Origin of the sequence: Leisingera sp. ANG-S5 (assembly GCF_000813925.1) — a bacterium.
GTDB lineage: Bacteria > Pseudomonadota > Alphaproteobacteria > Rhodobacterales > Rhodobacteraceae > Leisingera.
This window is the reverse complement of record NZ_JWLH01000003.1, coordinates 373,278-398,965: the sequence shown is the minus strand read 5'-3', so window position 1 is coordinate 398,965 and position 25,688 is coordinate 373,278. Positions and strand designations below refer to the sequence as shown.

At 62.9% G+C, this 25,688-nt stretch carries 20 protein-coding genes, 1 tRNA gene and 1 other RNA gene; 8 read left to right on the top strand and 14 right to left on the bottom strand.

The window, feature by feature from the left end; genetic code table 11:
- Window positions 1-8: 8 nt before the first annotated feature.
- The 3 genes from RA25_RS06650 (at window position 9) to RA25_RS06640 (ending at window position 5,002) form a co-directional block, all read left to right on the top strand.
- Window positions 9-1,643 carry a membrane protein gene (locus RA25_RS06650; RefSeq protein ID WP_039170907.1) on the top strand — a complete coding sequence of 545 codons (1,635 nt, stop codon included), beginning with the start codon at window positions 9-11 and terminating at the stop codon, window positions 1,641-1,643.
- A gap of 108 nt (window positions 1,644-1,751) precedes the next feature.
- Window positions 1,752-4,169 carry a GcvT family protein gene (locus RA25_RS06645; protein WP_039170903.1) on the top strand — a complete coding sequence of 806 codons (2,418 nt, stop codon included), beginning with the start codon at window positions 1,752-1,754 and terminating at the stop codon, window positions 4,167-4,169.
- A gap of 251 nt (window positions 4,170-4,420) precedes the next feature.
- Window positions 4,421-5,002 carry a nucleotidyltransferase family protein gene (locus RA25_RS06640; protein WP_039170898.1) on the top strand — a complete coding sequence of 194 codons (582 nt, stop codon included), beginning with the start codon at window positions 4,421-4,423 and terminating at the stop codon, window positions 5,000-5,002.
- Between the two features lie 95 nt (window positions 5,003-5,097).
- Here the strand turns inward: RA25_RS06640 and RA25_RS06635 are convergent, their stop codons facing one another.
- The 10 genes from RA25_RS06635 to RA25_RS06590 all read right to left on the bottom strand — a co-directional run bounded on the left by RA25_RS06635 (window position 5,098) and on the right by RA25_RS06590 (window position 18,136).
- On the bottom strand, window positions 5,098-7,326 hold the full coding sequence (locus RA25_RS06635; RefSeq protein WP_039170896.1) for a Hint domain-containing protein: 2,229 nt from the start codon (window positions 7,324-7,326) through the stop codon (window positions 5,098-5,100).
- Window positions 7,327-8,112: 786 nt separating this feature from the next.
- Window positions 8,113-8,202, bottom strand: a tRNA-Ser gene (locus RA25_RS06630).
- Between the two features lie 80 nt (window positions 8,203-8,282).
- Window positions 8,283-9,035: an alanyl-tRNA editing protein gene (locus RA25_RS06625; protein WP_193747967.1), complete on the bottom strand. Its 753-nt coding sequence runs from the start codon at window positions 9,033-9,035 to the stop codon at window positions 8,283-8,285.
- Window positions 8,995-11,451: a DUF3772 domain-containing protein gene (locus RA25_RS06620; protein WP_052254184.1), complete on the bottom strand. Its 2,457-nt coding sequence runs from the start codon at window positions 11,449-11,451 to the stop codon at window positions 8,995-8,997. Before RA25_RS06620 ends, RA25_RS06625 begins: the two co-directional genes overlap by 41 nt.
- Window positions 11,448-12,482: a cysteine synthase A gene (locus RA25_RS06615; RefSeq protein ID WP_019297490.1), complete on the bottom strand. Its 1,035-nt coding sequence runs from the start codon at window positions 12,480-12,482 to the stop codon at window positions 11,448-11,450. Before RA25_RS06615 ends, RA25_RS06620 begins: the two co-directional genes overlap by 4 nt.
- A gap of 68 nt (window positions 12,483-12,550) precedes the next feature.
- On the bottom strand, window positions 12,551-13,675 hold the full coding sequence (locus RA25_RS06610; protein ID WP_039170894.1) for an NUDIX domain-containing protein: 1,125 nt from the start codon (window positions 13,673-13,675) through the stop codon (window positions 12,551-12,553).
- A gap of 29 nt (window positions 13,676-13,704) precedes the next feature.
- On the bottom strand, window positions 13,705-14,145 hold the full coding sequence (locus RA25_RS06605; protein WP_019297488.1) for a TrgA family protein: 441 nt from the start codon (window positions 14,143-14,145) through the stop codon (window positions 13,705-13,707).
- Window positions 14,146-14,175: 30 nt separating this feature from the next.
- On the bottom strand, window positions 14,176-15,381 hold the full coding sequence (locus RA25_RS06600) for an SAM-dependent methyltransferase (RefSeq protein WP_039170891.1): 1,206 nt from the start codon (window positions 15,379-15,381) through the stop codon (window positions 14,176-14,178).
- An 82-nt stretch (window positions 15,382-15,463) separates the two neighbouring features.
- On the bottom strand, window positions 15,464-16,888 hold the full coding sequence (locus RA25_RS06595; protein WP_039170888.1) for a cryptochrome/photolyase family protein: 1,425 nt from the start codon (window positions 16,886-16,888) through the stop codon (window positions 15,464-15,466).
- 24 nt (window positions 16,889-16,912) lie between these two features.
- Entirely contained in the window at window positions 16,913-18,136 is a 1,224-nt protein-coding gene (locus tag RA25_RS06590; protein ID WP_039170886.1) for an aminotransferase class V-fold PLP-dependent enzyme, read from the bottom strand.
- Between the two features lie 261 nt (window positions 18,137-18,397).
- Here RA25_RS06590 and RA25_RS06585 point away from each other — a divergent pair, with 261 nt between their 5' ends.
- Entirely contained in the window at window positions 18,398-18,778 is a 381-nt protein-coding gene (locus RA25_RS06585) for a VOC family protein (protein WP_039170883.1), read from the top strand.
- 57 nt (window positions 18,779-18,835) lie between these two features.
- On the opposite strand, the gene RA25_RS06580 is transcribed toward RA25_RS06585, so the two are convergent.
- The 4 genes from RA25_RS06580 to RA25_RS06565 form a co-directional block, all read right to left on the bottom strand.
- Window positions 18,836-20,476 (bottom strand): BCCT family transporter, encoded by a 1,641-nt coding sequence (locus RA25_RS06580; protein ID WP_039145705.1) that lies wholly within the window; start codon window positions 20,474-20,476, stop codon window positions 18,836-18,838.
- Window positions 20,477-20,544: 68 nt separating this feature from the next.
- Window positions 20,545-20,964: a universal stress protein gene (locus RA25_RS06575; RefSeq protein WP_039170879.1), complete on the bottom strand. Its 420-nt coding sequence runs from the start codon at window positions 20,962-20,964 to the stop codon at window positions 20,545-20,547.
- A gap of 195 nt (window positions 20,965-21,159) precedes the next feature.
- Complete coding sequence (gene acuI / locus RA25_RS06570; protein WP_039170876.1) at window positions 21,160-22,152, bottom strand: acryloyl-CoA reductase; 993 nt, start codon at window positions 22,150-22,152, stop codon at window positions 21,160-21,162.
- A 110-nt stretch (window positions 22,153-22,262) separates the two neighbouring features.
- Complete coding sequence (locus RA25_RS06565) at window positions 22,263-23,357, bottom strand: dimethylsulfoniopropionate demethylase (protein WP_039170873.1); 1,095 nt, start codon at window positions 23,355-23,357, stop codon at window positions 22,263-22,265.
- Between the two features lie 199 nt (window positions 23,358-23,556).
- Between RA25_RS06565 and RA25_RS06560 the strand changes: the two genes are divergently transcribed.
- From RA25_RS06560 to RA25_RS06550, 4 genes are all read left to right on the top strand, one after another.
- Entirely contained in the window at window positions 23,557-24,285 is a 729-nt protein-coding gene (locus tag RA25_RS06560; RefSeq protein WP_039170870.1) for a FadR/GntR family transcriptional regulator, read from the top strand.
- A 4-nt stretch (window positions 24,286-24,289) separates the two neighbouring features.
- Window positions 24,290-24,550 (top strand): aspartate aminotransferase, encoded by a 261-nt coding sequence (locus RA25_RS06555; RefSeq protein ID WP_082023045.1) that lies wholly within the window; start codon window positions 24,290-24,292, stop codon window positions 24,548-24,550.
- 126 nt (window positions 24,551-24,676) lie between these two features.
- Window positions 24,677-25,026, top strand: a transfer-messenger RNA (tmRNA) gene (ssrA, locus tag RA25_RS22340).
- A 214-nt stretch (window positions 25,027-25,240) separates the two neighbouring features.
- Entirely contained in the window at window positions 25,241-25,666 is a 426-nt protein-coding gene (locus tag RA25_RS06550) for a nuclear transport factor 2 family protein (protein WP_039171247.1), read from the top strand.
- Window positions 25,667-25,688 lie beyond the last annotated feature (22 nt).

The following is a 25,688-nucleotide window of genomic DNA, read 5'->3' as shown; positions in this document are numbered from 1 at the left end:
GAACACCGATGACTCGCGCGGCAGTGCTGGCCTGGGGCTGGTTCGACAGCATCGTGCTGGAACTGTTCCGGCAGCTGCGCTGGTCCTTCCTGCCGCCGCTCTTGATCTATTTCGCCTATGGCGCACAGGGTATCAGCACCGTCGCCGCCTCGTTCTACGTCAAGGAATACCTCGACCTTTCCGCCGCCTTTCTGGCCGGACTGGCCTTCTGGGTGGGGCTGCCCTGGGCACTGAAGATGCCGCTTGGGCATCTCGTGGACCTGATCTGGCGCTGGAAGTACCTGCTGATCCTCGCGGGCGCCGCGCTGATGGGTGCCAGCTACGCCATTCTGGCTGCAATGGTACTGCACCCGGACATGATGTCCGGCCTGATGCCGCTCAATGCCTGGTACGTCACCGCCGCCCTGCTCGCGCCCTGCGGTTTCGTGCTGCAGGACGTGGTGGCCGATGCGATGTCGGTAGAGGCTGTGCCGCATGTTGACGCACAAGGCAATCCCTTGCCCGAGGCTGAGACCAAATCCCTGCACACCACCATGCAGACCTTCGGCCGCATCGCGCTGATTGGCGGCTCCAGCGCCGCTGCCGCGTTGAACGTCGCCCTGTTCGACGGTGCCGATGCCCTGCCGCAATCGGACAAGGGCGCGCTTTACGGCTTTGTCTTCACCCTCGCCCTTTTGATCCCGGTTATTTCGCTGTCCGGCGTGGCGCTGGCGATCTGGCAGAAATGGCGCAAGGCCGCCGCTCTGCGCCGCGAAGGCCTGGCCGAAGCAGAAATCCGCAGCCGCATAGACCTCCCGCGAGAGCCGGTCAGCCCGAACCACTGGTATTTCATTGGCGGCGGCGCCTTTGTCGCGCTGTCGCTCACCGTGGGCCTCGGCGATGTGCCCTACTCGCAGGAAATCGTCTTTGCCGGATCCATGGCCATCGTGCTGTTCCTGATGCGCCAGCTGGTCGCAGTTCTGCCCACCGACCACGCCCGTGCCCTGATCGGCACCGCCATCATCATCTTTGTCTACCGCGCCACGCCCTTGCGCGGCCCCGGCGCCACCTGGTTTGAGATTGACGTGCTGGGCTTTGACCAGCAGTTCCTGTCGGTCCTGTCCCTGATCACCTCGCTGCTGACGCTTGCCGGCATGCTGATCTTCCGCCCGCTGATGGCCAGCCGCCCGATTGCCTGGATCGTCGCCTTTCTGGCAATCACCGAAGCCGTCCTCAGCCTGCCCAACATCGCGCTCTACTACGGCGCCCACCACTGGACCGCCGCCATGACCGGAGGCGTGGTCGACGCCCGTTTCATCGCCATTGTCGACACCGCAGTGGAATCGCCGCTGGGCCAGGTCGCGATGATCCCGATGCTCGCCTGGATCGCCCGCAACGCGCCTTCGGGTCTCAAGGCCACCTTCTTTGCGGTTATGGCCTCCTTCACCAACCTGGCGCTTTCTGCCTCCAGCCTCGGCACCAAATACCTGAACGAGATCTTTGTGGTGACCCGCGAAGTCACAGATTCGGCGGGCACCATCACCACGCCCGCCGACTATTCCCAGCTCGGCATGCTCCTGATCACGGTTGGCATCATTCTCCTCACCGCCCCGCTGACAGCAATTTTCCTCATCCAGAACAGCCGCTTCCGCACCTCTGAATAACCCTAAGCGGCGCAGACGGCCTGGAAGCGGCATACCGTGCCGTTTTTCTTCTGGACTACTGTTCACTTCTGTACAGAATGCGGGAAACACCTACTCAGGGAGGCCCACATGAAAACCACCACCCGCGTGGCAGTGATCGGCGGCGGCGTCGTCGGCTGCTCTGTCCTCTACCACCTGACCAAGCTCGGCTGGTCCGATGTCATGCTGATCGAACGCTCGGAGCTGACCAGCGGCTCCACCTGGCACGCGGCGGGCGGTTTCCATACCCTCAACGGCGACACCAACATGGCGGCGCTGCAGGGCTACACCATCAAGCTCTACAAAGAGCTGGAAGAGATCACCGGCATGTCCTGCGGGCTGCACCACGTCGGCGGCGTCACCCTGGCCGAAACCCAGGAACGCTTCGACATGCTGAAGGCGGAGCGCGCCAAGCACCGCTTCATGGGGCTGGAGACCGAAATCGTCTCCCCCGAAGAAATCAAGAAGATCGCCCCCGTCACCAACACCGACGGCATTATCGGCGGCCTCTACGACCCGCTGGACGGCCACCTCGACCCCTCAGGCACCACCCACGCCTATGCCAAGGCCGCGCGCATGGGCGGCGCCACGATCGAGACCCACTGCAAGGTGATCGAGACCAACCAGCGCCCCGACGGCACCTGGGACGTGGTCACCAACAAGGGCACCATCCACGCCGAACATGTGGTCAACGCAGGCGGCCTCTGGGCGCGCGAGGTCGGCGCCATGGCCGGTGTCTACTTCCCGCTGCACCCGATGGAGCACCAGTATATCGTCACCGACGAGGTGCCGATGATCGCCGAGATCATCGACGGCGGCGGCGAGCATCCGCATGTGATGGACCCGGCCGGCGAAAGCTACCTGCGCCAGGAGGGCCGCGGCCTCTGCATCGGATTCTACGAGCAGCCCTGCAAACCCTGGGCGGTCGATGGCACGCCGTGGGACTTCGGACATGAACTCTTGCCCGATGACTTCGACAAGATCGAGGACAGTATCGCCTTTGCCTACAACCGCTTCCCGGCGCTGGAGGCCGCAGGCGTCAAATCGGTGATCCACGGCCCCTTCACCTTTGCCCCCGACGGCAACCCGCTGGTCGGCCCGGTGCCCGGCATGCGCAACTACTGGTCCGCCTGCGCCGTGATGGCCGGCTTCTCCCAAGGCGGCGGCGTCGGGTTGATGCTGGCCCAGTGGATGGTCGAGGGCGAATGCGAGCGCGACACATTTGCGATGGACTGCGCCCGCTTCGGCGACTGGATCACCCCTGGCTACACACGGCCGAAAGTCATTGAAAACTATCAGAAACGCTTCTCCATCGCCTACCCGAACGAGGAACTGCCCGCCGCCCGCCCGTTCCGCACCACCCCGATGTACGACATCTTTGACGGCATGGGCGCCGTCTGGGGCGCGCAATACGGCATGGAGGTCCCGAACTACTTCGCGACAGGGGACGAACCGCGGTACGAGACCCCCTCCTTCCGCCGCTCCAACGCCTTTGCGGCCACCGCGCGCGAAGTCAAAGCGGTGCGAGAAAACGTCGGCATCAACGAGGTCCACAACTTCGGCAAATACCTGGTCAAGGGCGCAGGTGCGCGCGCCTGGCTCGACCGCATCATGGCGGGCCGGGTGCCGCAGGCGGGCCGCCTGTCGCTGACCCCGATGCTGTCCCCCAAGGGCCGGTTGATCGGCGATTTCACCATCTCCTGCCTCAGCGAGGAAGAATTCCAGCTCACCGCCTCTTACGGCTCGCAGGCCTATCACATGCGCTGGTTCCTGCAGAACCTGGACGAGGGCGTTCACCTCGATAACATCTCCGACACCCGCAACGGTTTCCAGATCGCAGGCCCCAAAGCGCGCGAGGTGCTGCAGGCCTGCACCCGCCAGGACATCTCGGACATGCGCTTCATGGATGTCCGCCACCTGACCGTGGGCATGGCCGACTGTATCGTGCAGCGGGTCAGCTATACCGGCGATCTGGGGTATGAGATCTACTGCGACCTGCCCAGCCAGCGCGCCCTGTGGGATGCCCTGTGGTCCGCTGGCCAGCCGCACGGCATGAAACCCTTCGGCATGCGGGCAATGATGTCGCTGCGCCTGGACAAGTTCTTCGGCTCCTGGCTGCGCGAGTTCTCGCCTGACTACACCGCCGCTGAGACCGGGCTGGACCGCTTCATCTCCTTCAAGAAACCCGTCGATTTCATCGGCCGCGCCGCGGCTGAGGCCGAACGCGATGCAGGCCCCGCCCGCCAGCTCTGCGCCTTTGAGGTCGCGGCAGACGATGCCGATGTGGTCGCCTATGAGCCGATCTGGCTCGACGGCGCAGTTGTGGGCTTCTGCACTTCCGGCGGCTACTCGCACCACGCACAGAAATCTATCGCGCTGGGGTTTGTCCCCACGGGGACAGCCAGGGAAAACCTGGAAGTGGAAATCGAAATCCTCGGCAAGATGTACAAGGCCCGCCTCATCACTGAGCCGCTATTCGACGCCGACGGCGCCCGGATGCGCGGCTGAGCCCTAAAACTACGGGATTCAGGTCAGCTCGCCTGACCTGAATCCACCCCGTTGCCACCCCTGCGCACGCTGACGCCGCGGCACTTGCGCAACACAAACGTCAGTGCCGGCACCCAAATGTTTCGCGCGCGAAACATTTGGTCAACCCTGCTGACCTATGCGGCTTTCACTGGCCGCCGCCCTTCTTCTTTGCAAAAATACTCCCGCCGGAGGCATCCGCCATTGCGGCCAAGAACCAAGGACCGGGTTGCATGACCGCTATCGCCATTCTCCTGCTCGCCGCCGGCGCGTCCTCCCGGATGCTGGGCCGCGACAAGCTGATGGAGGAGGTGGACGGCCAGCCCCTGCTCGCCCTGATGTGCCGCCGTGCCGCGCTGACCGGCCTGCCGGTCTTTGTCACCCTGCCCGGCCCGTCCCATCCGCGGGCGGCTGCAGCCGATGACGCAATCCAGGTCCCCGTGCCGGACGCAGCTGAAGGCATGGCCGCCTCGATCCGCCGCGGCACCGCCGCGCTGCCGGAACAAACACAGGCGGTGATGATCTTGCCCGCCGACATGCCGGAGGTAACGGCGCAGGACATGCTGCACCTGGCGGCGCATTTCGGCGGCCCCGACAGCCCCGTCCTGCGCGCCACTGCGGAGGACGGAACACCCGGCCACCCGGTGCTGTTTCCGCGGCGCTGTTTCGAGGTGCTGCAGTGCCTGCAGGGCGATCAGGGCGCCCGCAGCATCCTGACGGCAGAGACCGTCCGGACAGTTCCCCTGCCCGGCCGCCACGCGCTGACGGATCTCGACACACCGGAAGATTGGGCCGCCTGGCGCCAGCAGCGCTGACACTCCCACAAAAGCAGAGAAGGCAGGGCACAAGACCCTGCCTTCCTGCGCTACGCTCTTACCCGCCGCCTCCCCCAAGACGACAGCTGCACCTTTCAGTGCACAAGCAGATGCGCCTCGTGTTTGCGCAGAGACCGGCGCGCCGCGGTATAGCCTTCACGGCCTTTTTGCGACTTCAGTTCCGGGAACAGCTCGAACAGCTCGTTGCGCTGTGCGTTGTCCAGGCCGCGCAGCGACTGGTCACCAGGCTGGAAGCTCTCGGTCCAGGCACCATCGGACAGCACAACCTCATGCTGGTCGAACATGAAGTGGATATAGGTGATGGCAGAGGTTTCCACGACGTCCACGCCCGCCAGCCCGGTCAGGTGCTTGGCCGCAACCAGCACTTCGCGGTCCTCGAAATAGAGCGCGGTCTTGTCATTGGCGACCAGCACCCGGTGGTTGGGGCTGACCATCATGTCACGCTCCGGCAGCCCGTTGCCCAGTGCCCCCTGACGGATCAGAACCGGCTGCAGATGCGCGGCCCCCTTCATGTCGGCGGCCTCCAGCGAGCGGGCGCCGATCCAGCGGATTTCCTGGATGCCGTTGTCGCGGGTAATCACCCGGTCGCCGGCCTGCAGGTCCTCGACCTTGCGCTCGCCCTGCGGGGTTGCAATCAGCGTGCCCGGCGTGAAGCAGGGAATGATCTGCTCAATCTCGCCAAAGGTCATCGTGCCGGTCACGGCGCCATCTTCATCAAGGAAGTTGACGGTGCCCGAGAGGCTGTTGCCATCCGGATCCTCGGTGACATCCGTCAGCTCAAACGGGCCGGAACCGCGCAGGTCCAGGGTGTCGAAGTCGTCCCCGTCAGAGCCGCCGTCAACAATATCGCCCGCAGTGCCGCCGATGAACGTATCGCGGTCGGCGCCGCCAATCAGAGTATCCGCGCCATGGCCGCCGGTGATCACGTCATTGCCGGAGCCGCCGCGCACGATGTCGTCGTCGATGCCTGCGTCGATGGTGTCATCGCCCGAGCCGCCGCGGATGTCATCATCGTCATCCTGGCCAAAGATCACGTCATTGCCTGACCCGCCGTTGATGGTGTCCATACCGTTGGTGGGATCGGGGTCGGCCGGGCGGCCGTCGCTGCCGTCGTCGGTGATGTTAAGCCCGTCCGGGAAGGCCGGATCCAAGCCGCCATAGATGGTGTCATCGCCTCCGCTGCCGGTCAGGACATCGGAGCCTTCACCGCCAATCAGAAGGTCATTGTCGGCGCCGCCGTCGATGGTGTCGTCGTCGATGCCGCCGTCGATCACATCCATGCCGGTGCCGCCATCGATCAAGTCGGCGTCATCGCCGGTCGAGATGGTGTCGTTCCCGGCACCGCCGAAAACGGTGTCCATGTCATCAAACGGATCTGCATCCGCCGGGATGAACGGGATATCGGGATCGGTGCCAGTGTAACCCGGAAATCCGCGGTCCGGCAGCGGCACGCCGCTGTCCTTGGAGGTGTCGATTACATCGTCGCCGTCGCCGCCATCCACGGAATCAGAGCCGTCACCGCCGTCGATGGTATCATCACCGCCGCCGCCCAGAATGGTGTCATCGCCCTCGCCGCCGGTCAGGCTGTCGTCGCCCGGAACCACTGGATCCTGCGGCTCGGAAGAATAGTCGTAATGTGCGGTATCCAGGGTGGTGCCGGAGGTGCCGAGATCAATGATCAGCTTGACGTCATTGAAATCCCGGTCGCCCAGATTGTGCAGATCCTCGAACCCCAGCTGCACGGAGCCGTCCGGGAATTGGTAGATTCCCTTGGTGTGGTCCAGACCATCCGGGTTCAGGTCCGCATTGTCGCCGTAACCCGAGGAGTAGTAGGTGCCATGCGGGCTGACAATACCAACGCCAACCACCGCACCAGCAGGCGCGTCGTAGGTGTAGGTCTCGCCCACGTCTGCACTGGCATTCTGCGACAGCACCACAATGTTGCTGATCGCTCCGGTTGCCGGGTCGATGGTGTAGGCAAAGACCTCATTCTGAAAGGCCGAGCTGGTCGACGAGATCGTGATCTTCACCGGCTCATAGACGCCGGAGACGCCATCGCCGAGGATCAGGTCGTCGCCGCTGCCGCCATCGACGGTATCGCTGCCCGAACCGGCATAGACGCTGTCATTGCCGCTGCCCGCGATGATGACATCATCATCCGGCCCCGCCGACGGGTCGATCGCATCCGCGTTGTCGACCATGTCGCCTTCGGGATCACCGGTATAGGCGCCGTCAATCAGGTCATTGCCTGCGGTGCCTTCTACAATTCCGTCCAGCTCCGGATTCGGATTGTTGTCACTCATTTTCTTCACCCTCTCCTCGCCGGACTGGACCCAAGCCCCATCGTTCGGACCAGCCGGGCACTCACGCGGAATGCCGTTATCAAAAACACCAGCCCATGCAGGCAGAGGGCCAGACCGCGCATGCGCTCTGGATTGCGTGCCAAGCAGCACGCAGCCGGTTTTCAGAAGCTTTTCGGATCAGTGGAGTGCGCGCGTCGCGGCACAAAGACTTAAATTAAATTTTAGCAGTCCACCACAGTCCAGCAGCTTGCAGAACGTGCCCCCCCAATGGGCTAAACCATCCATACTTTAGCCTCAGCGGGCCACAAAGCCAAAAAATTGCCTAAAATTCCCCGCATTGCGCCGCTGCGCTTTGAAAATGCGGTCTGAACCGGTCCAGTTTTCCGCCGACTGTTTCCATTTTCCGGGCCAAATTGCTGCCCTTGGGGAAGAAACACGCCTGCAAGGCGCTATAACGGCTGTTTTGGAGGCCCCTGGGTTTCCGAAATCGAAACATGGAGATTTTGAGGCAAGCCATCGGCCCTGTGCCGCATTCTTCCTCATCCGCAGCGGGATTAACGCTAAGTTCACGAACAATCACGGAAATCGCACTGCTTTGTTTCGCGTTTCAGCAAAACATGCCTCCGCGGCACACGAATCAAACAGGTAAAACGGCCAGCTGCTGCAGCCTGGGGCGCAAGAAGATATTGCCGGGGAATTTATTTAAACCGGATACAGTCCGCAAAGCGCAGTGCGCGGGCGCACAGCGTGCGTCGCAGCGCATATCCGGGTGCCATTTTGGGATTATGGCGGAGAGACAGGGATTCGAACCCTGGAGACGGTTTCCCGCCTACACACTTTCCAGGCGTGCGCCTTCGACCACTCGGCCACCTCTCCGTTGAGGGGGCTTTTGAAGGATCAGCCGGGGAATTGCAAGGGCTGAAACTGCAAAAACTTCACTTACCCCCAAAACTTTTTCAGGCCTCCAGATGCAGGTACACGCGGCGGTTCTGTTTGCCCTTTTTCTCAACCTTTCCAAGGCGGATGCGGCCGATTTCGCCGGTGCGCTTCACATGGGTGCCGCCGCAGGGCTGCAGGTCGATCTGTTCGTCTTCCGTGCCGATACGCACCAGCCGCACCTGCCCTTCCCCGCGCGGCGGCGAGACTGACATGGTCTTGACCAGCTGCGGGTTGGCATCCAGTTCGGCGTCGGTGATCCAGTCCTCTGTCACTGCGAGATCGCGGTCGATCAGCGCTTGCAGCTGGTCCTGCAGCGCCTGCTTGTCCTCCGGCGCCTCCGGCATGTTGAAGTCAAGCCGCCCCTTTTCTGCGCCGATCGAGCCGCCAGTCACTTCCAGCGGAATCACCACGGACAGGAGATGCAGCGCCGTGTGGATCCGCATGTGGCCATAGCGGCGGTCCCAGTCGAGCGTCTGGGTCACGGTGGTGCCCACGGCAGGCAGCACCTCCCCTTCATGCGGAACCAGAATAATCGCGCCATCCTCGCCCTTGACCGTGGTTGCGATGGAGCATTGGCCGTCCGCCCACAGGAGCTGGCCGCTGTCGCCGGGCTGGCCGCCGCCGGTGGCATAGAACAAGGTCCGGTCCAAAACGATCCCGCCCTGGTCGGAATGGGCCAGCACCTCCGCCTCGGTCATCCGGGCATAGGCATCCTTGCGGAACAGCGGTTCACTTGTCGGCATCGGCGTCTCCATCGGAATCAGCATCATCTCCTGCGTCCTGCTGCAGATCATCCAGATCCGGCTTGGGCGGAGCGGAAGCGGAGGCCGCCGCAGGCTGCCCCGCAGAGGACGGCTTGGACGGCGTCAGCGCCTCTGGATTGCGGATCCAGATGTCGCGCTGCATGAAGGGGATCTCGATCCCCTCCTCCTGGAACCGCTTGGAGATTTCGTAGTTCATGTCGGATTTCACCGACAGCACCCAGTTCACATCGCGCAGGATCGCCCGGATTTCGAAATCAATGCTGTCAGCGCCGAAGCCCTGGAACACCACATAGGGCGCCGGATTGAGCAGCACCATCGGATGCGCCTTGGCAATCTCGGTAAGAATGGCCTCGACTTTGCGGGGGTCGGTGCCATAGGCAACGCCGACCGGCACGATCACCCGGCCCACGGTATTGCCGCGGGTGTAATTGGTGACGGTCCCGGAGATCAGGTCCGAGTTCGGCACGATCACGTCAGAGCGGTCAAAGGTCTCAATCCGGGTTGAACGCACGGAAATGTCGCGCACATAGCCCATCAGGCCGCCAACCTCGATCCAGTCGCCCTTGGAAATGGGACGCTCGATCAGCAGGATGATGCCGGAGACGAAGTTGGAGACGATGGTCTGCAGGCCGAAACCGATGCCGACCGACAGCGCACCGGCAACGATGGCGAGGGAGGACAGGTCGAGACCGGCCATGGAAATGGCGATCACCGCCGACAGGAAGATGCCGACATAGCCGAGGCCCGAGGTGATGGCGTTCTGGCCGCCCGGGTCGATCTTGGTCTTGGGCAGCAGTGAGTTGCGCAAGGACCCCTGGATCAGCCGGGTCAGCGCGTAACCGGCGGCAAAGACCACGGCAAAGGTCAGGAAGGCGGTGGGCGATATACGGGTATCACCGATCTGGAAACCTTCAAGGAAGCGCGACCACAGTTCGGTCATATCCGCCACCCGCGCGCCCCAGATCAGCGCCAGAAGCGGCAGTGCAAGAGCGGCCAGCAGGAAACCGATCATCACCGCAAAGAGAGAATCCCGCGCCTCGGACCCCTTGCCCGAAAGCCAGCCGTAGAGATCGCCCAGGAACCGCTGGAAAACCAGCAGCGCGGCCAGCAGCGCCAGGGTTGAAACCGCCGGGTAGATCAGCGCCTCGGCGGCATTCACATAGCCAAGCGCAGCCAGCAGCGGTGAAATGAACCCCAGCAGATAGGAGGCGCGGCGCACCAGTGTAAGAATGCGGTTGGCCCCGGCAGCGATGGCACCATCCTCTTCGGCGTCCGAAGTTTGCTTCTGGCGCCGTTTGGCGCCGATGCGGTGCAGCCGCAGCATCACCAGCGCCGCCGCCGTGATCAGCGGGAAGCTGGCAACTGCATGGACGGAGGTGGGAATGGTTTCGATATTCTCCAGATTCACCAGCGCGTCCTGGAGCACCAGGATCACCGCCAGGATATCCACCATCAGCCGGGTTTCATTGAGCCGCCCCTCCTGCACCGGCACCAGATCATTTTCGAGCCGGCTGGAGAACAGCTGGTTGCCCAGCCAGTGGAACGACAGGATCAGCAGTGCCCAGCCCGGGACGTAATCCAGCAGCAGCGAACCGCGGCTGCCGAGGATGCCCGACAGTTCCACCGCGGCGGCCAGGCAGATGATGCCGATGAAGGGCAGGATGACTTCGAGCAGGGACACGATAAAGCCCCAGACGCCGCGGCCGCTGCTGCCGAACTGGCGCAGGTAATCGCCCGCCGCATGGGCCCAGGGACGTCCGCGCAGCAGCAGAAATGCCGCAATTGCCAGCAGCAGAAGCAGTGCCGGCAGGCTGTTGCTGACCCGCTCGGCGGTGGTGGCGCTGCCGATCCTGGAGGCGGTTTCATTCCAGATGGAGCTGACCGACCGGCTGAGCGTGCGCAGGGCGCCGGGCCAGTGTTCGGGGTTCAGCGGCGAGGGGCCGCGCTCCAGCAGCTTGCGGGTGCGGCGCTCGCGGATGATCTTGTCGATTTCGGAGATCAGGCCGTTGGCGCGGCTGTAGGCCTCCTCGGAAACGATGCGCGGCACTTCTAGGTCGCGCAGCTGTGTTTCCAGCGTGGCACGCAGCCGGGCGATATCTTCCGGCTCGCTCTCGCCCTCTTCCGGCGCCTTGCCAAGGGCGCTGAGCTGTCCCTGAAGCGTCCGGATGCGATCGGCGTTCTTGGTGCGCCCTTCCAGGAACCGCTGGCGGTAGCTGGTCAGCTCCTTGCGCAGCATCTCAAATGCGGCGCTGGAGGCGCGGCTGGCGTCAATCACCTCTTCCGCGCGGCTCGCGGTCTTGAGCCAGTCCTGGTAGTAGGCGCGGGATTCAGCCGTGAACTGGGCCAGCGCAGGCAAAGCGAGGCCGGCCGCAAAGGCCAGCCCCAGCAATGCAGTCCGCAATGCGGTCAGAATGGGTGTCATACGTCCTCAAAAACACCGGGGATCGAGGCGGGTGTGTGGGTCATCCACTCCGGCACCGGCAGGTTCTTTTCACGCAGGAAGTCCGGGTTGAACAGCTTCGACTGGTAACGGGTGCCGTAGTCGCACAGCACGGTGACAATGGTCTTGCCCGGTCCCATATCCTTGGCCATGCGCACCGCACCGGCGATGTTGATCGCGGTGGAGCCGCCCAGCACCAGGCCTTCGTCGTGCAGCAGGTCAAAGACGTAAGGCACCGCTTCGGCATCGGAAATCTGATAGCTGAAGTCCGGGGTAAAGCCTTCGAGGTTCTTGGTGATACGGCCCTGGCCGATGCCCTCGGTGATGGAGCTGCCTTCGGAGGCCAGCTCTCCCTTGGTGTAGTAGGAAAAGAGCGCCGCGCCCATCGGGTCGGCCAGTGCGATTTTCACGCCCTTGGGCTGCAGCGCCTCGGCCACGCCCGCGATGGTGCCGCCGGAGCCCACGGCGCTGACGAAACCATCGACCTTACCACCGGTCTGTTCCCAGATTTCCGGGCCGGTGGTTTCCACATGGGCCTGGCGGTTGGCGACGTTGTCGAACTGATTGGCCCAGATGGCCCCATTGGGTTCGGTCTTGGCCAGTTTTTCCGCCAGACGCTGGGAATAGCGGACGTAGTTGTTGGGGTTCTTGTAGGGCGCCGCGGGCACCTGGACCAGCTGGGCGCCCGCCAGGCGCAGCATGTCCTTCTTTTCCTCGGACTGGGTTTCCGGGATCACAATCACCGTCTTGAAGCCCATCGAAGCGCCGACCAGCGCGAGGCCAATACCGGTGTTGCCGGCGGTGCCTTCGACAATGGTGCCGCCCGGCTTCAGATCACCGCGGGCGATGGCGTCGCGGATGATGTAGAGCGCGGCGCGGTCCTTGACCGACTGGCCCGGGTTCATGAATTCCGCCTTGCCCAGGATCTCGCAGCCGGTCTCTTCGCTGACGCGGTTCAGGCGGATAAGAGGTGTATGGCCGACGGCATCAGCCAGATCGCGTGCAATGCGCATGGTATCCCTTTCGATCGTTCCCCCATGGTGTATCCAAGCGGTCCGTCGATCACAAGGCGGGAAGCGGGTCAGCTATTGCCTTTGCGCAGCCGTTCACGGTGCCGTGACAGCCACAGCGCAGCCGTCATCAGCGGCATGTCCTGATAGGCCTGCGCGTCAATCCCCGCCATCAATTCATCATAACCGAGGATCCGGCTGCGGATATCCTCGCCCTCGCCCGCAACGCCGCCGCCGCCCGAGACATCAGAAAGGTCGGATATACCTATGAAAATATGGATATATTCCGCTAGCGCCCCGCTGGATGGGTAGCCCCGCGCAACGGTTTCCAGATGCTGGACTGTAACGCCCGCCTCCTCCACCGCTTCGCGCACAGCGGTTTCCTCAGCCGTTTCGCCCGGGTCGATCACCCCGGCAACCGGCTCCCACATCCAGGGGTGCGCGTCGCCCATGATGAAGGGCGGTGCGCGGAATTGTTCCACCAGCAGAACCTGGTCACGCACCGGGTCGTAGGGCAATACCACCGCTGCGTGGCCCGCCATGGAGGCGCAGCGGTTCATCACCGGGCTCATGCTGCCATCGAACCGGCGGAATTGAAGGTCCATCTCCTCCGTCGCGAAGAAGTTCAGATAGGCGCGTTTATGGTTGTGCACGATCACGTCGCGGGACAGGTCGTGCTCCCCGTCGCCGGGCCGGGCCTGCCCGGCCAGCCAGGCAGCGGCCCGGCGGCGGACGGAAGGGAAGCAGCGGGCCACCTCTTCGGCGCTCATCCTGCCGTGATAGGCCATGACTTCTTCTGCTGCGCGCAAAGACAGCGCGCCCCACTGAGCCACCCATGCAGCGAGGTCCCAAGGCTCGGCTGTCTGCCACAGGCCAGGCTCTGGAAAATACACCTCCGCCCCGGCAGGTTTGCCATCTGCCAGCTGCACGGTGACAGGCTTCAGGGCATAGCCAAAGCCGCCTTCGTAAAAGTTGAGCGCGTCCAAGTCGGCAGGTGACAGCCCCTGCACCAGAACACCATCCGCGATAGCGCCAGCGCGCTCCTCGATTGCGGGAAACGGCTGTCCCACCACCTGATACACACCGTGACCGGGCAGTTTCGCGGATTGCGCATTCAGGGCGTCCCCGCTGCGACCCAAAACCAGCTCAAGCAAAGGGATATGGCGCAGCGTGCCAAAGAAAAACAGATCAGCCACGATTAGTAACCTATTGTTAGATAAAGTTTTCAGCGCCAGCGGCGGGAAGCGTTTTCAGTGGCGAGGCCAGCAAGAACGCCGCCGACCACCAGCGGAATCAGCACTGACGGCACAGCGATAACAAAGAAGTATTCCAGCGCAATCACGAAAATGGCCGACAAGGCTTCAAACGGGCCGTCATAGCGGTGCCGCATGGCAAGGCGGAACATTTCCCAGGTGCCCTGAACGAACAGGGCCCACAGCACCATCACCGCCATACCAGTTAGGCCATTGTTGATAGCGGGCACCAGGCCACCCCCTGCCCGCCGGCCCATGAATATCCAGCCGCACAGCAGCCCCAGCAGCACATTCACATGAACGAAGTATCCGAAATCCGTGCCCTCGGGCATTTGCGGCATGACCAGGAAGGAAACGAGAAACGCCAGTAAAGCCAGGGACAAAGCGGCAGTCAGGCGGGCTCCGGTGGGCATGTGTGGTCAGGTTCCGTGGCAGGAGATCAGTCAGCGATGAGCAACTGTAATCTGCGTCACGTCGCAATTTCCAGTCTTAAAGGCAGCCGCGCAGGAAGTGAGGTAAAAGTTCCACATCTTGTGGAAACGCTCATCAAACCCCAAGCCTGAGATCTGCTCCCAGCGGGCATTGAAAGTCTCGTGCCAGCGCCTGAGCGTCAGGTCATAGCTGTTGCCGAATTCGATCGACTTCACAACACCAAGGCCTGCCCTTTCCACCTGACCGCGCAGCACAGCCGGGGATGGCAGCATGCCGCCGGGGAAGATGTGTTTCTGGATGAAATCAACCCCCTTGCGGTAAATCTCCCATCTGCGGTCGGCGACGGTGATGATCTGCAGGGTGGCCTTGCCGCCGGGTTTCAGCCGGTCGCGGATGGCACCGAAATAGGCCGGCCAGTATTTCTCTCCCACCGCCTCGAACATCTCGATCGAGGCGATGCCGTCGAATTGGCCGCGGCAGTCGCGGTAGTCCTGCAGGCGCAGCTCCACTTGGCCAGACAATCCCGCATTTTCAATGCGCTGCCGGGCAAACCTTAACTGTTCCTTACTGATTGTCAGGCCGGTCACCTTCAACCCGCGTTCCCTGGCGGCGTATTCGGCAAAGCCGCCCCAGCCGCAGCCGACCTCCAGAACGTGATCGCCGGGCTGCACCTCCATCTGATCCACCATAGAGGCGTATTTTGCGGTTTGCGCCGCCTCCAGGCTGTCCTGGCCGCTGCGGAACAGGGCGCTGGAATAGGTCATCGTGTCATCCAGCCACAGCCGGTAGAAATCATTGCCCAGGTCATAGTGATAGGAAATGTTCTTCTTCGCCTGGCGCTTGTGGTTGCGGTGCAGCCAGAAGCGGAACCGTTCGTAAGCCCGCGCCAGCCCCTGACCCGGGAACCCGTCATAGACGGTATCCGCGCCCATATGCACCAGGTCCATAAAGGCCTGCAGGTCCGTGGTGCTCCACCAGCCTTCCAGATAGGCGTCGGAGAAACCCAGGTCGCCCTCGCGGATCAGGCGGGCAAAACAGTCGGGATGGTGGATGATCAGGTCTGCAGCCGGACCTGGGTTCCGGCCCTTGGCGGTGAAAATGCGCCCGTCCGGCAGCTGGATATCCAGCTGCCCAACCTCCATGGCCTTCACTTTGGCAAACACTGCCGGAAAATAGCGCGGCAGGTCCTTCTGGCCCTCAACGGACGTGAGCTTCATTCGCTTCCCCCTGTACAGGATACGGGCGTGCTACAGGGAAAAAGCTAGGCCGGAGGGGGCTTTGAGGCAAGAAAACTGTGTGTTAGCGGCTGTCACGATTGTCGTGATAAGCCGTGAGCGCGCGGTCCCGGCCAGCCTGCAGGCTGATGATTGGCTCTACCCGCGCCATCTCCGGTGAGAGGTCCCAGGACCGCGGAGCGGCGTCGTAGAAATCCAGCGCGGTTTGCGGAGGCTTGCCCTGGCCTTCGGCAATCCAGCGGCTGGTGTAGGCGCCGGAGGGGTCGAATCTGTCCAGCTGGCCGGAGGGATTGAACACGCGGAAGAAAGGTGCCGCATCGGGGCCGGAGCCAGCTACCCATTGCCAGCCCATGGCGTTGGAGGCCGGGTCCCAGTCCACCAGCGTGTCCGCGAACCACTCCATGCCTATTTTCCAATGCGACATCAAATGCTTGGTCAGGAAACTTGCGACGATCATGCGGGCGCGGTTGTGCATCTTGCCTGTCACATAGAGCTCCCGCATGGCGGCATCGACAAAGCCGTATCCGGTCTGGCCACGCTGCCAGGCCTGCACTTGCGGCGTAACTTCCTGCGACCAGGGGAAATCCTGCCACTCCTCGCGCCAGCTGGCGGTCAGGATATGCGGCGAGTGGTACATCAGGTGATAGGCGAACTCGCGCCAGACCACCTCTTTCAGGAAGGTCTCAGCCCCCTGGCTCGCCTGTTCCATCGCTGCCCGGCCCCGGTGCCACAAACGGTGCGGGCTGATTTCGCCCCAGGCGAGGTTTTCCGACAGGCCGGAGGTTGCATCTTCGCCCGGAAAGTCGCGGCGGTCCTTGTAGGCGGACACCTTGTCTTGCAGGAATTCGTCCAGGCGGTCCTGCGCTGCTGCCTCACCCACCCGGCAATAGCGGGCCACCACATCGGCACCGCGGCGCATGGCGGCACCCATGTTCCACGCAGTGAGGTTCTCACTGGCGGGCCACGTGTCCGGCGCGGGCAGCTTTCCCGGCGCAGGCAGCAGGCTGGAGACATCGCGCACCCGCACGGACTTCCAGAACGGGGTGAAGACCTTATACATGCCGCCGGTCTTGGTTTCGACGGTCCAGGGTTCGAACAGCAGCCGCCCGCCGTGGGATTTGGCCTCGACGCCCTGCTTCTTGAGCTGCGCCTTGACTTCCGTGTCGCGGGCAATCGCCTGCGGGTCATAGAGGCGGGACCAATGCACCGCCCCTGCGCCGGTTTCTTCGGCCAGCTCCCGCAGCACCGCAAGTGCAGAACCGCGCCGCAGGATCAGGCGCGATCCGGCCTTTTCCAGCGCCCTGGCAAAGCACTCCAGCCCGAGGCCAAGACGGAACTTGGGGACGGCGCCCAGCGCCGCCTCCTGTTCGTCGAGGATATAGACGGGCAGCACCGGGGCGCCGCTGCTCACGGCAGCCGTAAGGGCCGGATTGTCTGCCAGGCGGAGGTCCCGCCTGATCCACCAAATGACCGGGGCACGGCTGCTCATGTCTTCGTCCTTATGCGGTTCCTGTTACAGCACCCGGTCCAAGGCCTCAGTCAGTTTGGCGACCTCTGCCTCGGACGTGTAGTGGGTAAAGCTGATACGCAGCACGCCCTCGCTTGGATCCACCCCCATCGCTTCCAGCGCGCGCACGGCGTAGAAATCGCCACCGCCTGCCATGATGCCGTGTTCTGCCAGTTGGGCCGCAACCGGCTCTGCCGCACGGCTGAGGGCCAGGGCCACGGTGGGCGCACGGTTTTCGGCGATGGACGGACCCAGCAGGCGCAGATCGTTGCGGTCCTTCACTGCGTCCAGCAGCTGCTGCAGCAGCTTGATTTCATGCGCGCGCATCAGGTCATGCACAAAGGCACCGGTCTCCGCAGCGCTGCCGCTGTGGCCGTGATGCACCGCCAGCGCCTCGAAATAATCCGCCATACCGGCCGAAGCCGCCACCTGGGCGTGGTCAGGGCCGGCCGGAGTGAAGCGTTTGTAGAGGTCGCCTGCGTTGAAGTAATGCGCCTGGTTCGGCAGCAGTTCGCCCAGCGCCCGGCGGATCACCATGACGCCCTGATGCGGCCCGTAGGTCTTGTAGGAGGAGAACAGGTAGATGTCGGCGCCCAGTTCATCCACGTTCGGCAGCCCGTGCGGCGCATAGGAGACACCATCAACGCAGACAAAGGCACCCGCAGCATGGGCCATTGCGGTGATCTCTGCCACCGGGTTGATCTCCCCCACCACGTTGGAGCAATGCGGGAAACAGACCAGGCGGACGTTTTCATCCAAGAGGTTTTCCAGCTGCGCCACGTCCAGATGGCCGGTCTGCGGGTCCAGCTGCCATTCGCGGACCTCGATCCCCTCCTCGGCCAGGCGCCGCCAAGGGCCGGTATTGGCCTCATGGTCCTGGTTGGTGACGATGATGGCTTCTCCGGGCTTCATCATCTTGCGGAAGGCCTGCGCCAGCACATAGGTGTTCTGGGTGGTCGAGGGGCCAAAGCTCAGCTCATCCGTGGCGACCCCCATCAGCGCGGCCAGGCGGGTGCGGGCCTCGTCCATTTCCTCGCCGCCCAGGCGGGACGCCTCATAGGGTGCGTAGGGCTGGACCTTGCGCTGGGTGTAGAACCGGGTCAGCCGGTCGATCACATGGCGGCAGGTGTAGGACCCGCCGGCATTTTCAAAGAACGCCTGCCCTTCAAGGCTGGGTTCTGCAAAGGCGGGGAACTGTGCCCGGACGAAATCAATATCCAAAACGCTCATCGCGTGTCTCCTCAATCGCTGCGGTTCAGGGGGCGACCGGCACATGCCAGGGATCACCCCGAACATGGCAGGTCTTCCAGCCGAGCCGCGCTCCCGCACAAGGATTGAGGGATCGCAGGCAGCCCTGCAAGGCGGAAAAGCCATAGCAGGACACGAGGGTCGTAACGTAGCGGCTGAGGTCCGGTCAAGCGGCAAGGCTGATGCCGGAAACTGTCATCAGGGCATGGCAGTCTGGCGGCATCAACTCATGGAGGATACATTATGGCCTTTACTCCCAAAGATTTTCTGGTCTGGGGCGAACTGCCCGTCAGCGACCTGGACGCAGCGGTCACGTTTTACAGCAAGGTGACCGGCGCCGATCTGAGCATCGACAGCAGCGGACCCAATCCGATTGCGATGTTCAAGCCTGCTGATGAGACAACCGGTGTTGCACTGCATCTCTACCCCGGCAAACCCGCAGGCGACGGCCGCGGCCCAACTCTGCATCTGACTGCAGAAGGCGAACTGGAAGACGTGATGGAGCGGATCACGGATGCCGGCGGCAAGGTGGTCTCCGAAACCATCGAGATCCCGCCCGGGCGGTTTTTCTATGCCATTGATCCGGACGGCAACTCGCTCGGGTTCTTCAAGTACAATAGCTGACAAAGAGAACACCCCGGCAGGTTTGCCGGGGTGTTCTGTCATTCATGGCAAGCTGCCTCAGCGTGCCTCGGTCTGCAGGCCCCGGAAGATGGCCCAGCACATCAGCAGAAGCACCACTGTGAACGGCAGCCCGGTCGAGATCACCATCGCCTGCAACGCGCCAAGACCGCCGCCGAGCAGCAGCACGATGGCAACGGCGCCTTCGAAGATGCACCAGAACACCCGCTGCGGCACCGGCGCGTCGACCTTGCCGCCTGCTGTGATGGTGTCGATCACCAGCGAACCGGAGTCCGACGAGGTCACGAAGAACACCACCACCAGCACGATGCCGACAAAGGAGGTGATGCCGGCCAGCGGCAGCTCACCCAGCATCTTGAACAGTTTGAGTTCAAGCGCCGCGTCCTGCGCCCCGGTGAAGCCGTCAGACAGCACCTGATGAATAGCGGTGCCGCCAAAGACGCTCATCCAAAGGACGCAGACGAGGCTGGGGATCAGCAGCACGCAGATCACGAACTCCCGCACGGTGCGGCCGCGGCTGACGCGGGCGATGAACATGCCCACAAACGGCGACCAGCTGATCCACCAGGCCCAGTAGAAGGCGGTCCAGCCCTGACTGAAGTTCACATCCTCGCGCCCGATCGGGTTGGAGAGTGCCGGCAGATATTCGACATAGGCCATCAGGCTGGCGGCAAAACCTGTCAGGATGGCCATGGTCGGGCCAACCAGCAGCACGAAGATCAGCAGCAGGAAGGCCAGCCCCATGTTGATCTCCGACAGCACCTTCACACCGCCGTCCAGCCCGCGCAGCACCGAGATCAGCGCAACAGCGGTAATAGCGGTAATCAGGATCACCTCGGTGGTGGCGCCGGTCGGCACGCCGAACAGCTCATTCAGGCCTGCGTTGGCCTGGGTCGCACCGAAGCCAAGCGAGGTCGCAAGGCCGAACAGCGTGGCAAAAACCGCCAGGATGTCGATGACGTGGCCAGTCCAGCCCCAGACACGCTCGCCGAAGATCGGGTAAAAGGCAGAGCGGATCGTGAGCGGCAGTCCCTTGTTATAGGTGAACAGAGCCAGGGCCAGCGCCACAATGGCGTATATTGCCCAGGGGTGAAGCCCCCAATGGAAGATCGTCGCGGCCATCCCCAGGCGCACCGCCTCGGCCTCATCCCCCGCTGCAGCACCCAGCGGCGCCCAGTCGGTGCGGGCGCCGCCGCCCTCTGGCACAGCAGTTCCGCCGAAAGCGGTGGAGAAATGGCTCATCGGTTCGCTGACGCCATAGAACATGAGGCCAATGCCCATGCCTGCGGCAAACAGCATCGCGAACCAGCCTAGGTAGTTGTAATCCGGTGTGGCCTCATTGCCGCCCAGGCGGACCTTGCCCCAGGGGGAGACGATCAGAAACAGGCAGAACAGGACAAACAGGTCGGCGGCGCCGAAGAAGAACCAGTCAAAACTGCTGGTGACCGCTGGGCGCAGCCAGTTAAAAAAGGCGCCGGCTTGTTCCGGCAGCGCCAGCGCGTAAAACACAAAGGCCACAATGACCAGGCCGGACACCAGGAACACCGGATTGTGGATGTCGACCCCGAACGGGCCGATCTGGGTTTCGATATTGTCCTGACCGATCTCATATTCGGTGTCGATGATATCTGCTTCGCCCTCCGGGGCGGGGATACCCTGATTGGTGGTTTCGTCAGCCATTGCGGCCTCCTTCCCTGTAAACTTGAACCGGTAAATTTCGGTTCGCACGGTTGAGGGATTTTACCCGGTCAGCTTTCGCGCACGACCAGCACTGAAACGGGCGCCTTTTCAGCTACCCGGCCGCCATGGGCGTGGAACAGGTAGTCGCGTACGCCGGGAACATGGCTTGCCATCACTATCAGCCCGGCACCAATATCATCGCAAGCCTTGAGCAGCGTTGCCTCCAGATCAACCGCGGGATCATGGCTGACCACAGCGTGGCCCAAAGCGGTGATTCTGTGTATGGCGGCCTGTTCCGTTGCAAAGCTGTCAAGCTTAGCTGCGAACTCCTTCGGATTATGCGCCACGGAGCTGGGCTGGGACGTGGTGACACCCACGAAAACAACTTCAGCCTTATAAAGATGCGCGAGATCCGATGCCATTTGCAGCGCCCTGTTCAGACGGTCGGCATGGGCCAGATCGACAGGCACCATGATTTTGGAAAACATGATCTCCTTCCTTTCGAGTAAATTTTAAAGCGCCTCCGGCACAACGGTCCAGAGCACGCCGGGCGAGGCAAGGAACGCAACCGCCAGGCGTGGCGGGATTTCTGCCCCTATGGCTGAGGCGATACCGCGCCCCAAAACGAAAAACGCGCGGACATCGCCGCGCGTCTTCCGACAGATGCAAGATATTATAAGGATTTAGGCGTTGACGTCCACCACCACCCGGCCCTTGACCTGACCCTTGAGGATGTCCGCGCCCAATTGCGGCAAATCGCTGAGGTCCGCGGGCTGGATCATCGCCTCCAGCTTGTCCATCGGCAGGTCGCTGGCGATGCGCTGCCACGCACGGACGCGGTTGTCATAGGGCTGCATGACCGAGTCGATGCCCAAGAGGTTCACGCCGCGCAGCAGGAAGGGGATCACGGTCGCAGGCAGCGCCGCGCCGCCCGCCAGGCCGACCGCAGCCACCGAGGCGCCGTATTTCATCTGCCCCAGCACGCGGGCCAGCATAGCCCCGCCCACCGCGTCTACGCAGCCTGCCCAGGATTCGCTCTCCAGCGGGCGCTTGGTGGTCTCGTTGATCTCCTCCCGCGCAACAATCTGCGTTGCCCCCAGCGATTTCAGGTAGTCTGCGGTTTCCGGACGGCCGGTGACCCCGGCGACCTCATAGCCCAGGTTTGCCAGAATCGCGGTGGCGACAGAGCCGACACCGCCTGCCGCGCCTGTCACCAGCACCGGGCCATGGCCGGGTTCCAGCCCGTGATCCTCTAGTGCCATTACCGCCAGCATTGCGGTGAACCCCGCGGTGCCCACGGCCATCGCCTGGCGGCTGTCCAGCCCGTCAGGCAGCGGCACAAGCCAGTCGGCGCGCACATTGGCCTTCTGGCTGTAGCCGCCCCAATGGGCCTCACCCACCCGCCAGCCGGTCAGCACAACCTTGTCGCCCGGTTTGTAGCGGTCATCTGAGGACGCTTCGACGGTGCCGGCAAAGTCGATGCCCGGCACATGCGGGTACTTGCGCACCAGCCCGCCGCCCGGCCCGATGCACAGACCGTCCTTGTAGTTCACGGTGGAGTATTCCACGGCCACGGTCACCTCGCCCTCGGGCAGCTGATCCAGACTGATCTGTTCCACCGCCGCAGAAGTCTTGCCGCTGTCTTCGTCCTTGTTCACCACCAGTGCATTGAACATCGTGCCATCCTTTCCTGTACCGCGGACCAGATCCCATGTTCATCTGGCCCAATATATTCCGGGGGCGCCGCGGCCTGCCGCGGCGGGGGCAGCGCCCCCGGTGTTCAGCGTCAGCGCCAGAATTTCTCCTGCACTGTTGCAGGCCGCATGCCTGCCGGGGTCTCAACCTCCAGCATAGTGCCCGGCGCCCAATGAGACCGGTCCACCATGCCGATGGCCGCGTTCACTCCGAACTCAGGCGAGAAGATGGCCGAGCCAATCTCTCCGACCCGGCGGCCGTCCGCAAAAAGCGGCCAGGCGTCCAGACAGGGCGGAATCTCCCCGCCGATCACCAGCGGCCGGATCTGGCGGGCGGGACCATTGGCCGCCTGCTCTGCCAGTGCGGCCTTGCCAATGTAGTCTTCCGGCGAATTGCAGAACTTGCCCAGCCCGCATTCATAAGGGGTGTTTGCGCGGGTCATGTCATTGCCGTAGCTCAGCAGCCCGCTTTCAACCCGCTCGATCGCATTGGGGCAGCCTGCCCGCACGTTCAGGTCTTCACCTGCCGCAAACAGCGCGTCCCACAAGGGCATGCCCAGATCAGCGCCTTCGACATAGACCTCGAAGCCGCCCTGCTTGGACCAGCCGGAGCGCGCCACCACGAGCTCTGCCCCCTGGAAGTCCAGACGCTTGTAGCGGAAGAAACGGATATCACGCACCGCTTCGCCAAAGACGCGGGCCATCAGCTCATCTGCCTTCGGGCCCTGCACCGCCAGCGGGGAAACATCGGGCTCCGTGATCTCCACGTCAAATCCTTTGGCGATGGCGATCCCCAGGGCAAATTGCAGCAGGTCGCCGTCGGCAAGCGACAGCCAGTAATGATCCCCGGCCAGTTTCACCGCCACCGGATCGTTCAGCATGCCGCCGTTGTGATCGACCGTCGGCACATAGTAGCACTGGTCGTCTGCCATCTTGTCCATATCGCGCGGGCTGATCAGTTTCATCAGCCGCAGCGCGTCCGGCCCCTTGATGCTGACCTGGCGCTCGCAGGCGACGTCCCAGACCTGCACATGCTCCTTCAGATGGGCGCAGTCGTATTCCAGGCTGTCAAACACCGTTGCCAGCAGCATGTGGTTGTAGACCGTATAGCCCTTGACGCCCGCGGCCTCGACACCGGGGGAAAAGGGCGTGCGCCGGATGCGGCGGGAGGGAAAAATGCTTGCCATGCTCAAGTCTCCGTTTGAGCGTTTCAGGAAATTGGCTGCACACGGCAGAGCCACTGCCGCAAAAGCCTGCGTGCAGAGGATCCAGGCATTGCCCTCCCCCGACTCAAGCCTTAGGTTTTAAATGTCAGACTTTTAAATGTCAGACAAATGATTTCTTGCCCGGACCGCATCCGGGCCGCACTTTGCAAGGACACCGGGTATGCAGATTGACCCAAGCAGTTCCGCCGATCTGTCGGTTCAGATAGCGCAGGCGATCAAGGATGCCATCATCTCCGGCGACTTGATCGTGGATGAGCGGCTGCCGTCGGAGGCGGAGTTGTCGGATCATTTTCAGGTCTCCCGCCCGACGGTGCGCGAAGCGCTGAAACGGCTGGCGGCGCAATCGCTGATCCGCACCCAGCGCGGGGCGTCCGGCGGTGCCTTTGTGAATCGTATTAGCTTTGAGGACGCTTATGCGCAGCAGGTCACCACATCGACACTGCTGCTGAGTATGAATGAGGTGAGCTTTGATACCGCCTGCGAGGCGCGCTATGCGCTGGAGCGGTCTTGCGCGCCGCTGTCGGCCGCACGCCGCAGCGCTGACCATCTGGCGACTATGCGGGCAGAGATTTTCCGCCAAGGGCAGCCAGGGCTGACGGATGTGGCCTTCTGTGCCTCCGACGTGGCCTTTCACCGGGCGCTGGTGGACGGGGCATGCAATCCGGTATTGTCCTATCAGCTGGCCGGCGCGGTGGAGGCAATGCAACCCCTGATGAACATGATCACCTTCACCGCTCGCGACCGCGCCGTGATCACCGGGCTTCACACCCGGATTGCCGATTCCATCGAGGCGGGCGATGGCGGCGCGGCCGTGGCAGGACTGCAGGACCTGGAAGATGAGACCCGCAATCTTGCCTGCAACGTCTTTGCGGCACGAGCTAAACGGTAAGGATATGTTAACCGCGAATCCGGACACTTCCGGCATGGTCAAACCCGGTTCCGCCCTGTCCCCTGACATCTGGCTGCGCGATATTTTCACCTGCAAGGCGGTGCAGAACGGCGGTGTGGTCCACCGCAAGTGCCGCGACATTGAATGCTATGCCGGGATGGACGCCTTTCTGACAGAGGTGCGCGCCCGCGGATTTCAGGCGGTGCAGAACCGGGAACAGGTCATCATCTTCTGCAACGGCGCCCTGATCCGCAGACTGATTTAGCGCCGCCGTTTCCCGGCGCGGGAAACGGCCAAAAATCCTGCGAGGATTTTCGGGGGCTGCGGTTTCGGCTGACACCAGTTTTCCGCACCGGAAAACTGGCCGGAATCCTCGCAGGATTCCGGTTCTCCCCTTTGCATCCGCGCAGAAGCCGCTTATATGACTCCTGTTCCTTCGGGAACTATGGACATAAACGCGCTCGTAATAAGCGGATCGGACCCGGGGGCGGTACCCGGCGGCTCCACCAAAATCCTTCGTTTGAGGATCATGGGGCCGAAACAGGATCGACGGACGTCTAAAGGGGTTTTGCTTTGTCTCGGCGGGGTGCCACCGTACCGGCCCAAACAGTACAATTGCAAACGACAATCGTGCTCCGGTTGCTCTGGCTGCGTAAGCAGTTCGAGGAATCGAAATCTAAGTCCTTGCGCCTAGCCGCGTAAGGCGGGGTTCGCAGGTACCTGGCAACAGAAACCTGCACTTTACCATTCCCAGGATATTATGCTTGTTTAACGCAACCGGATGCAGCCGCGCCGTAAACCGGACCCGGTCCCCCGAAGGGTGAACATGACCAAAACCGCCAGCACACTCCACGTTTCGCCGCGCCGGGCATCCCCGGCGGACGGCCCGGCTCAGCCTTCTGCAGAGGGATACCCGAACATGGCGGCACCGTTCGACCCGGATAGCTGCACAGACATGCCGCTGACAAGTCTTCTGCATTTCTGGTTTCAGGAGGTCTGGTGCAAGGGCAACCTTGATGCAGTTGACGAGGTGATGACGGCAAAGACAGTGATCTCGGGTGCGGTCTCAGCCCTCGCCGAGCCGGAATGCGACTACGGCGAAGTGGTGGCGGCGCTGCGCAATCTCGTGGGGCCCATGAAGGTGGCCTTCACCCATGCAATGGAAACCCGGGACTGGGTATCCATCCGGCTGCTGGTTGACACCAGTGATCCCAAGGATGGAACTGCCTTTCAGATCACCGGGCAGGTCATGGCACGGGTGGTGGACGGAAAGATCGCAGAGCTGCATTCCAACATGGACTATTTCAGGATGTTCGAACAGCTTGGCCAGCTGCCGCCTGAGGCGATGGCGGTTTGCATGACCGGGGAAAGGTTGCGGTAGCCGCAGCCTGCAATTGCTTGAC

Coding starts and splice junctions, on each gene's coding strand:
- RA25_RS06595 (WP_039170888.1), bottom strand. CDS start 16,888: ATGAGCAGCCGTGCCCCGGTCATTTGGTGGATCAGGCGGGACCTCCGC.
- RA25_RS06555 (WP_082023045.1), top strand. CDS start 24,290: ATGTTAACCGCGAATCCGGACACTTCCGGCATGGTCAAACCCGGTTCC.
- RA25_RS06650 (WP_039170907.1), top strand. CDS start 9: ATGACTCGCGCGGCAGTGCTGGCCTGGGGCTGGTTCGACAGCATCGTG.
- RA25_RS06635 (WP_039170896.1), bottom strand. CDS start 7,326: ATGAGTGACAACAATCCGAATCCGGAGCTGGACGGAATTGTAGAAGGC.
- RA25_RS06600 (WP_039170891.1), bottom strand. CDS start 15,381: ATGAAGCTCACGTCCGTTGAGGGCCAGAAGGACCTGCCGCGCTATTTT.
- RA25_RS06560 (WP_039170870.1), top strand. CDS start 23,557: ATGCAGATTGACCCAAGCAGTTCCGCCGATCTGTCGGTTCAGATAGCG.
- RA25_RS06615 (WP_019297490.1), bottom strand. CDS start 12,482: ATGCGCATTGCACGCGATCTGGCTGATGCCGTCGGCCATACACCTCTT.
- RA25_RS06580 (WP_039145705.1), bottom strand. CDS start 20,476: ATGGCTGACGAAACCACCAATCAGGGTATCCCCGCCCCGGAGGGCGAA.
- RA25_RS06590 (WP_039170886.1), bottom strand. CDS start 18,136: ATGAGCGTTTTGGATATTGATTTCGTCCGGGCACAGTTCCCCGCCTTT.
- RA25_RS06585 (WP_039170883.1), top strand. CDS start 18,398: ATGGCCTTTACTCCCAAAGATTTTCTGGTCTGGGGCGAACTGCCCGTC.
- acuI (WP_039170876.1), bottom strand. CDS start 22,152: ATGTTCAATGCACTGGTGGTGAACAAGGACGAAGACAGCGGCAAGACT.
- RA25_RS06565 (WP_039170873.1), bottom strand. CDS start 23,357: ATGGCAAGCATTTTTCCCTCCCGCCGCATCCGGCGCACGCCCTTTTCC.
- RA25_RS06645 (WP_039170903.1), top strand. CDS start 1,752: ATGAAAACCACCACCCGCGTGGCAGTGATCGGCGGCGGCGTCGTCGGC.
- RA25_RS06550 (WP_039171247.1), top strand. CDS start 25,241: ATGCCGCTGACAAGTCTTCTGCATTTCTGGTTTCAGGAGGTCTGGTGC.
- RA25_RS06625 (WP_193747967.1), bottom strand. CDS start 9,035: ATGATGCTGATTCCGATGGAGACGCCGATGCCGACAAGTGAACCGCTG.
- RA25_RS06605 (WP_019297488.1), bottom strand. CDS start 14,145: ATGCCCACCGGAGCCCGCCTGACTGCCGCTTTGTCCCTGGCTTTACTG.
- RA25_RS06575 (WP_039170879.1), bottom strand. CDS start 20,964: ATGTTTTCCAAAATCATGGTGCCTGTCGATCTGGCCCATGCCGACCGT.
- RA25_RS06640 (WP_039170898.1), top strand. CDS start 4,421: ATGACCGCTATCGCCATTCTCCTGCTCGCCGCCGGCGCGTCCTCCCGG.
- RA25_RS06620 (WP_052254184.1), bottom strand. CDS start 11,451: ATGACACCCATTCTGACCGCATTGCGGACTGCATTGCTGGGGCTGGCC.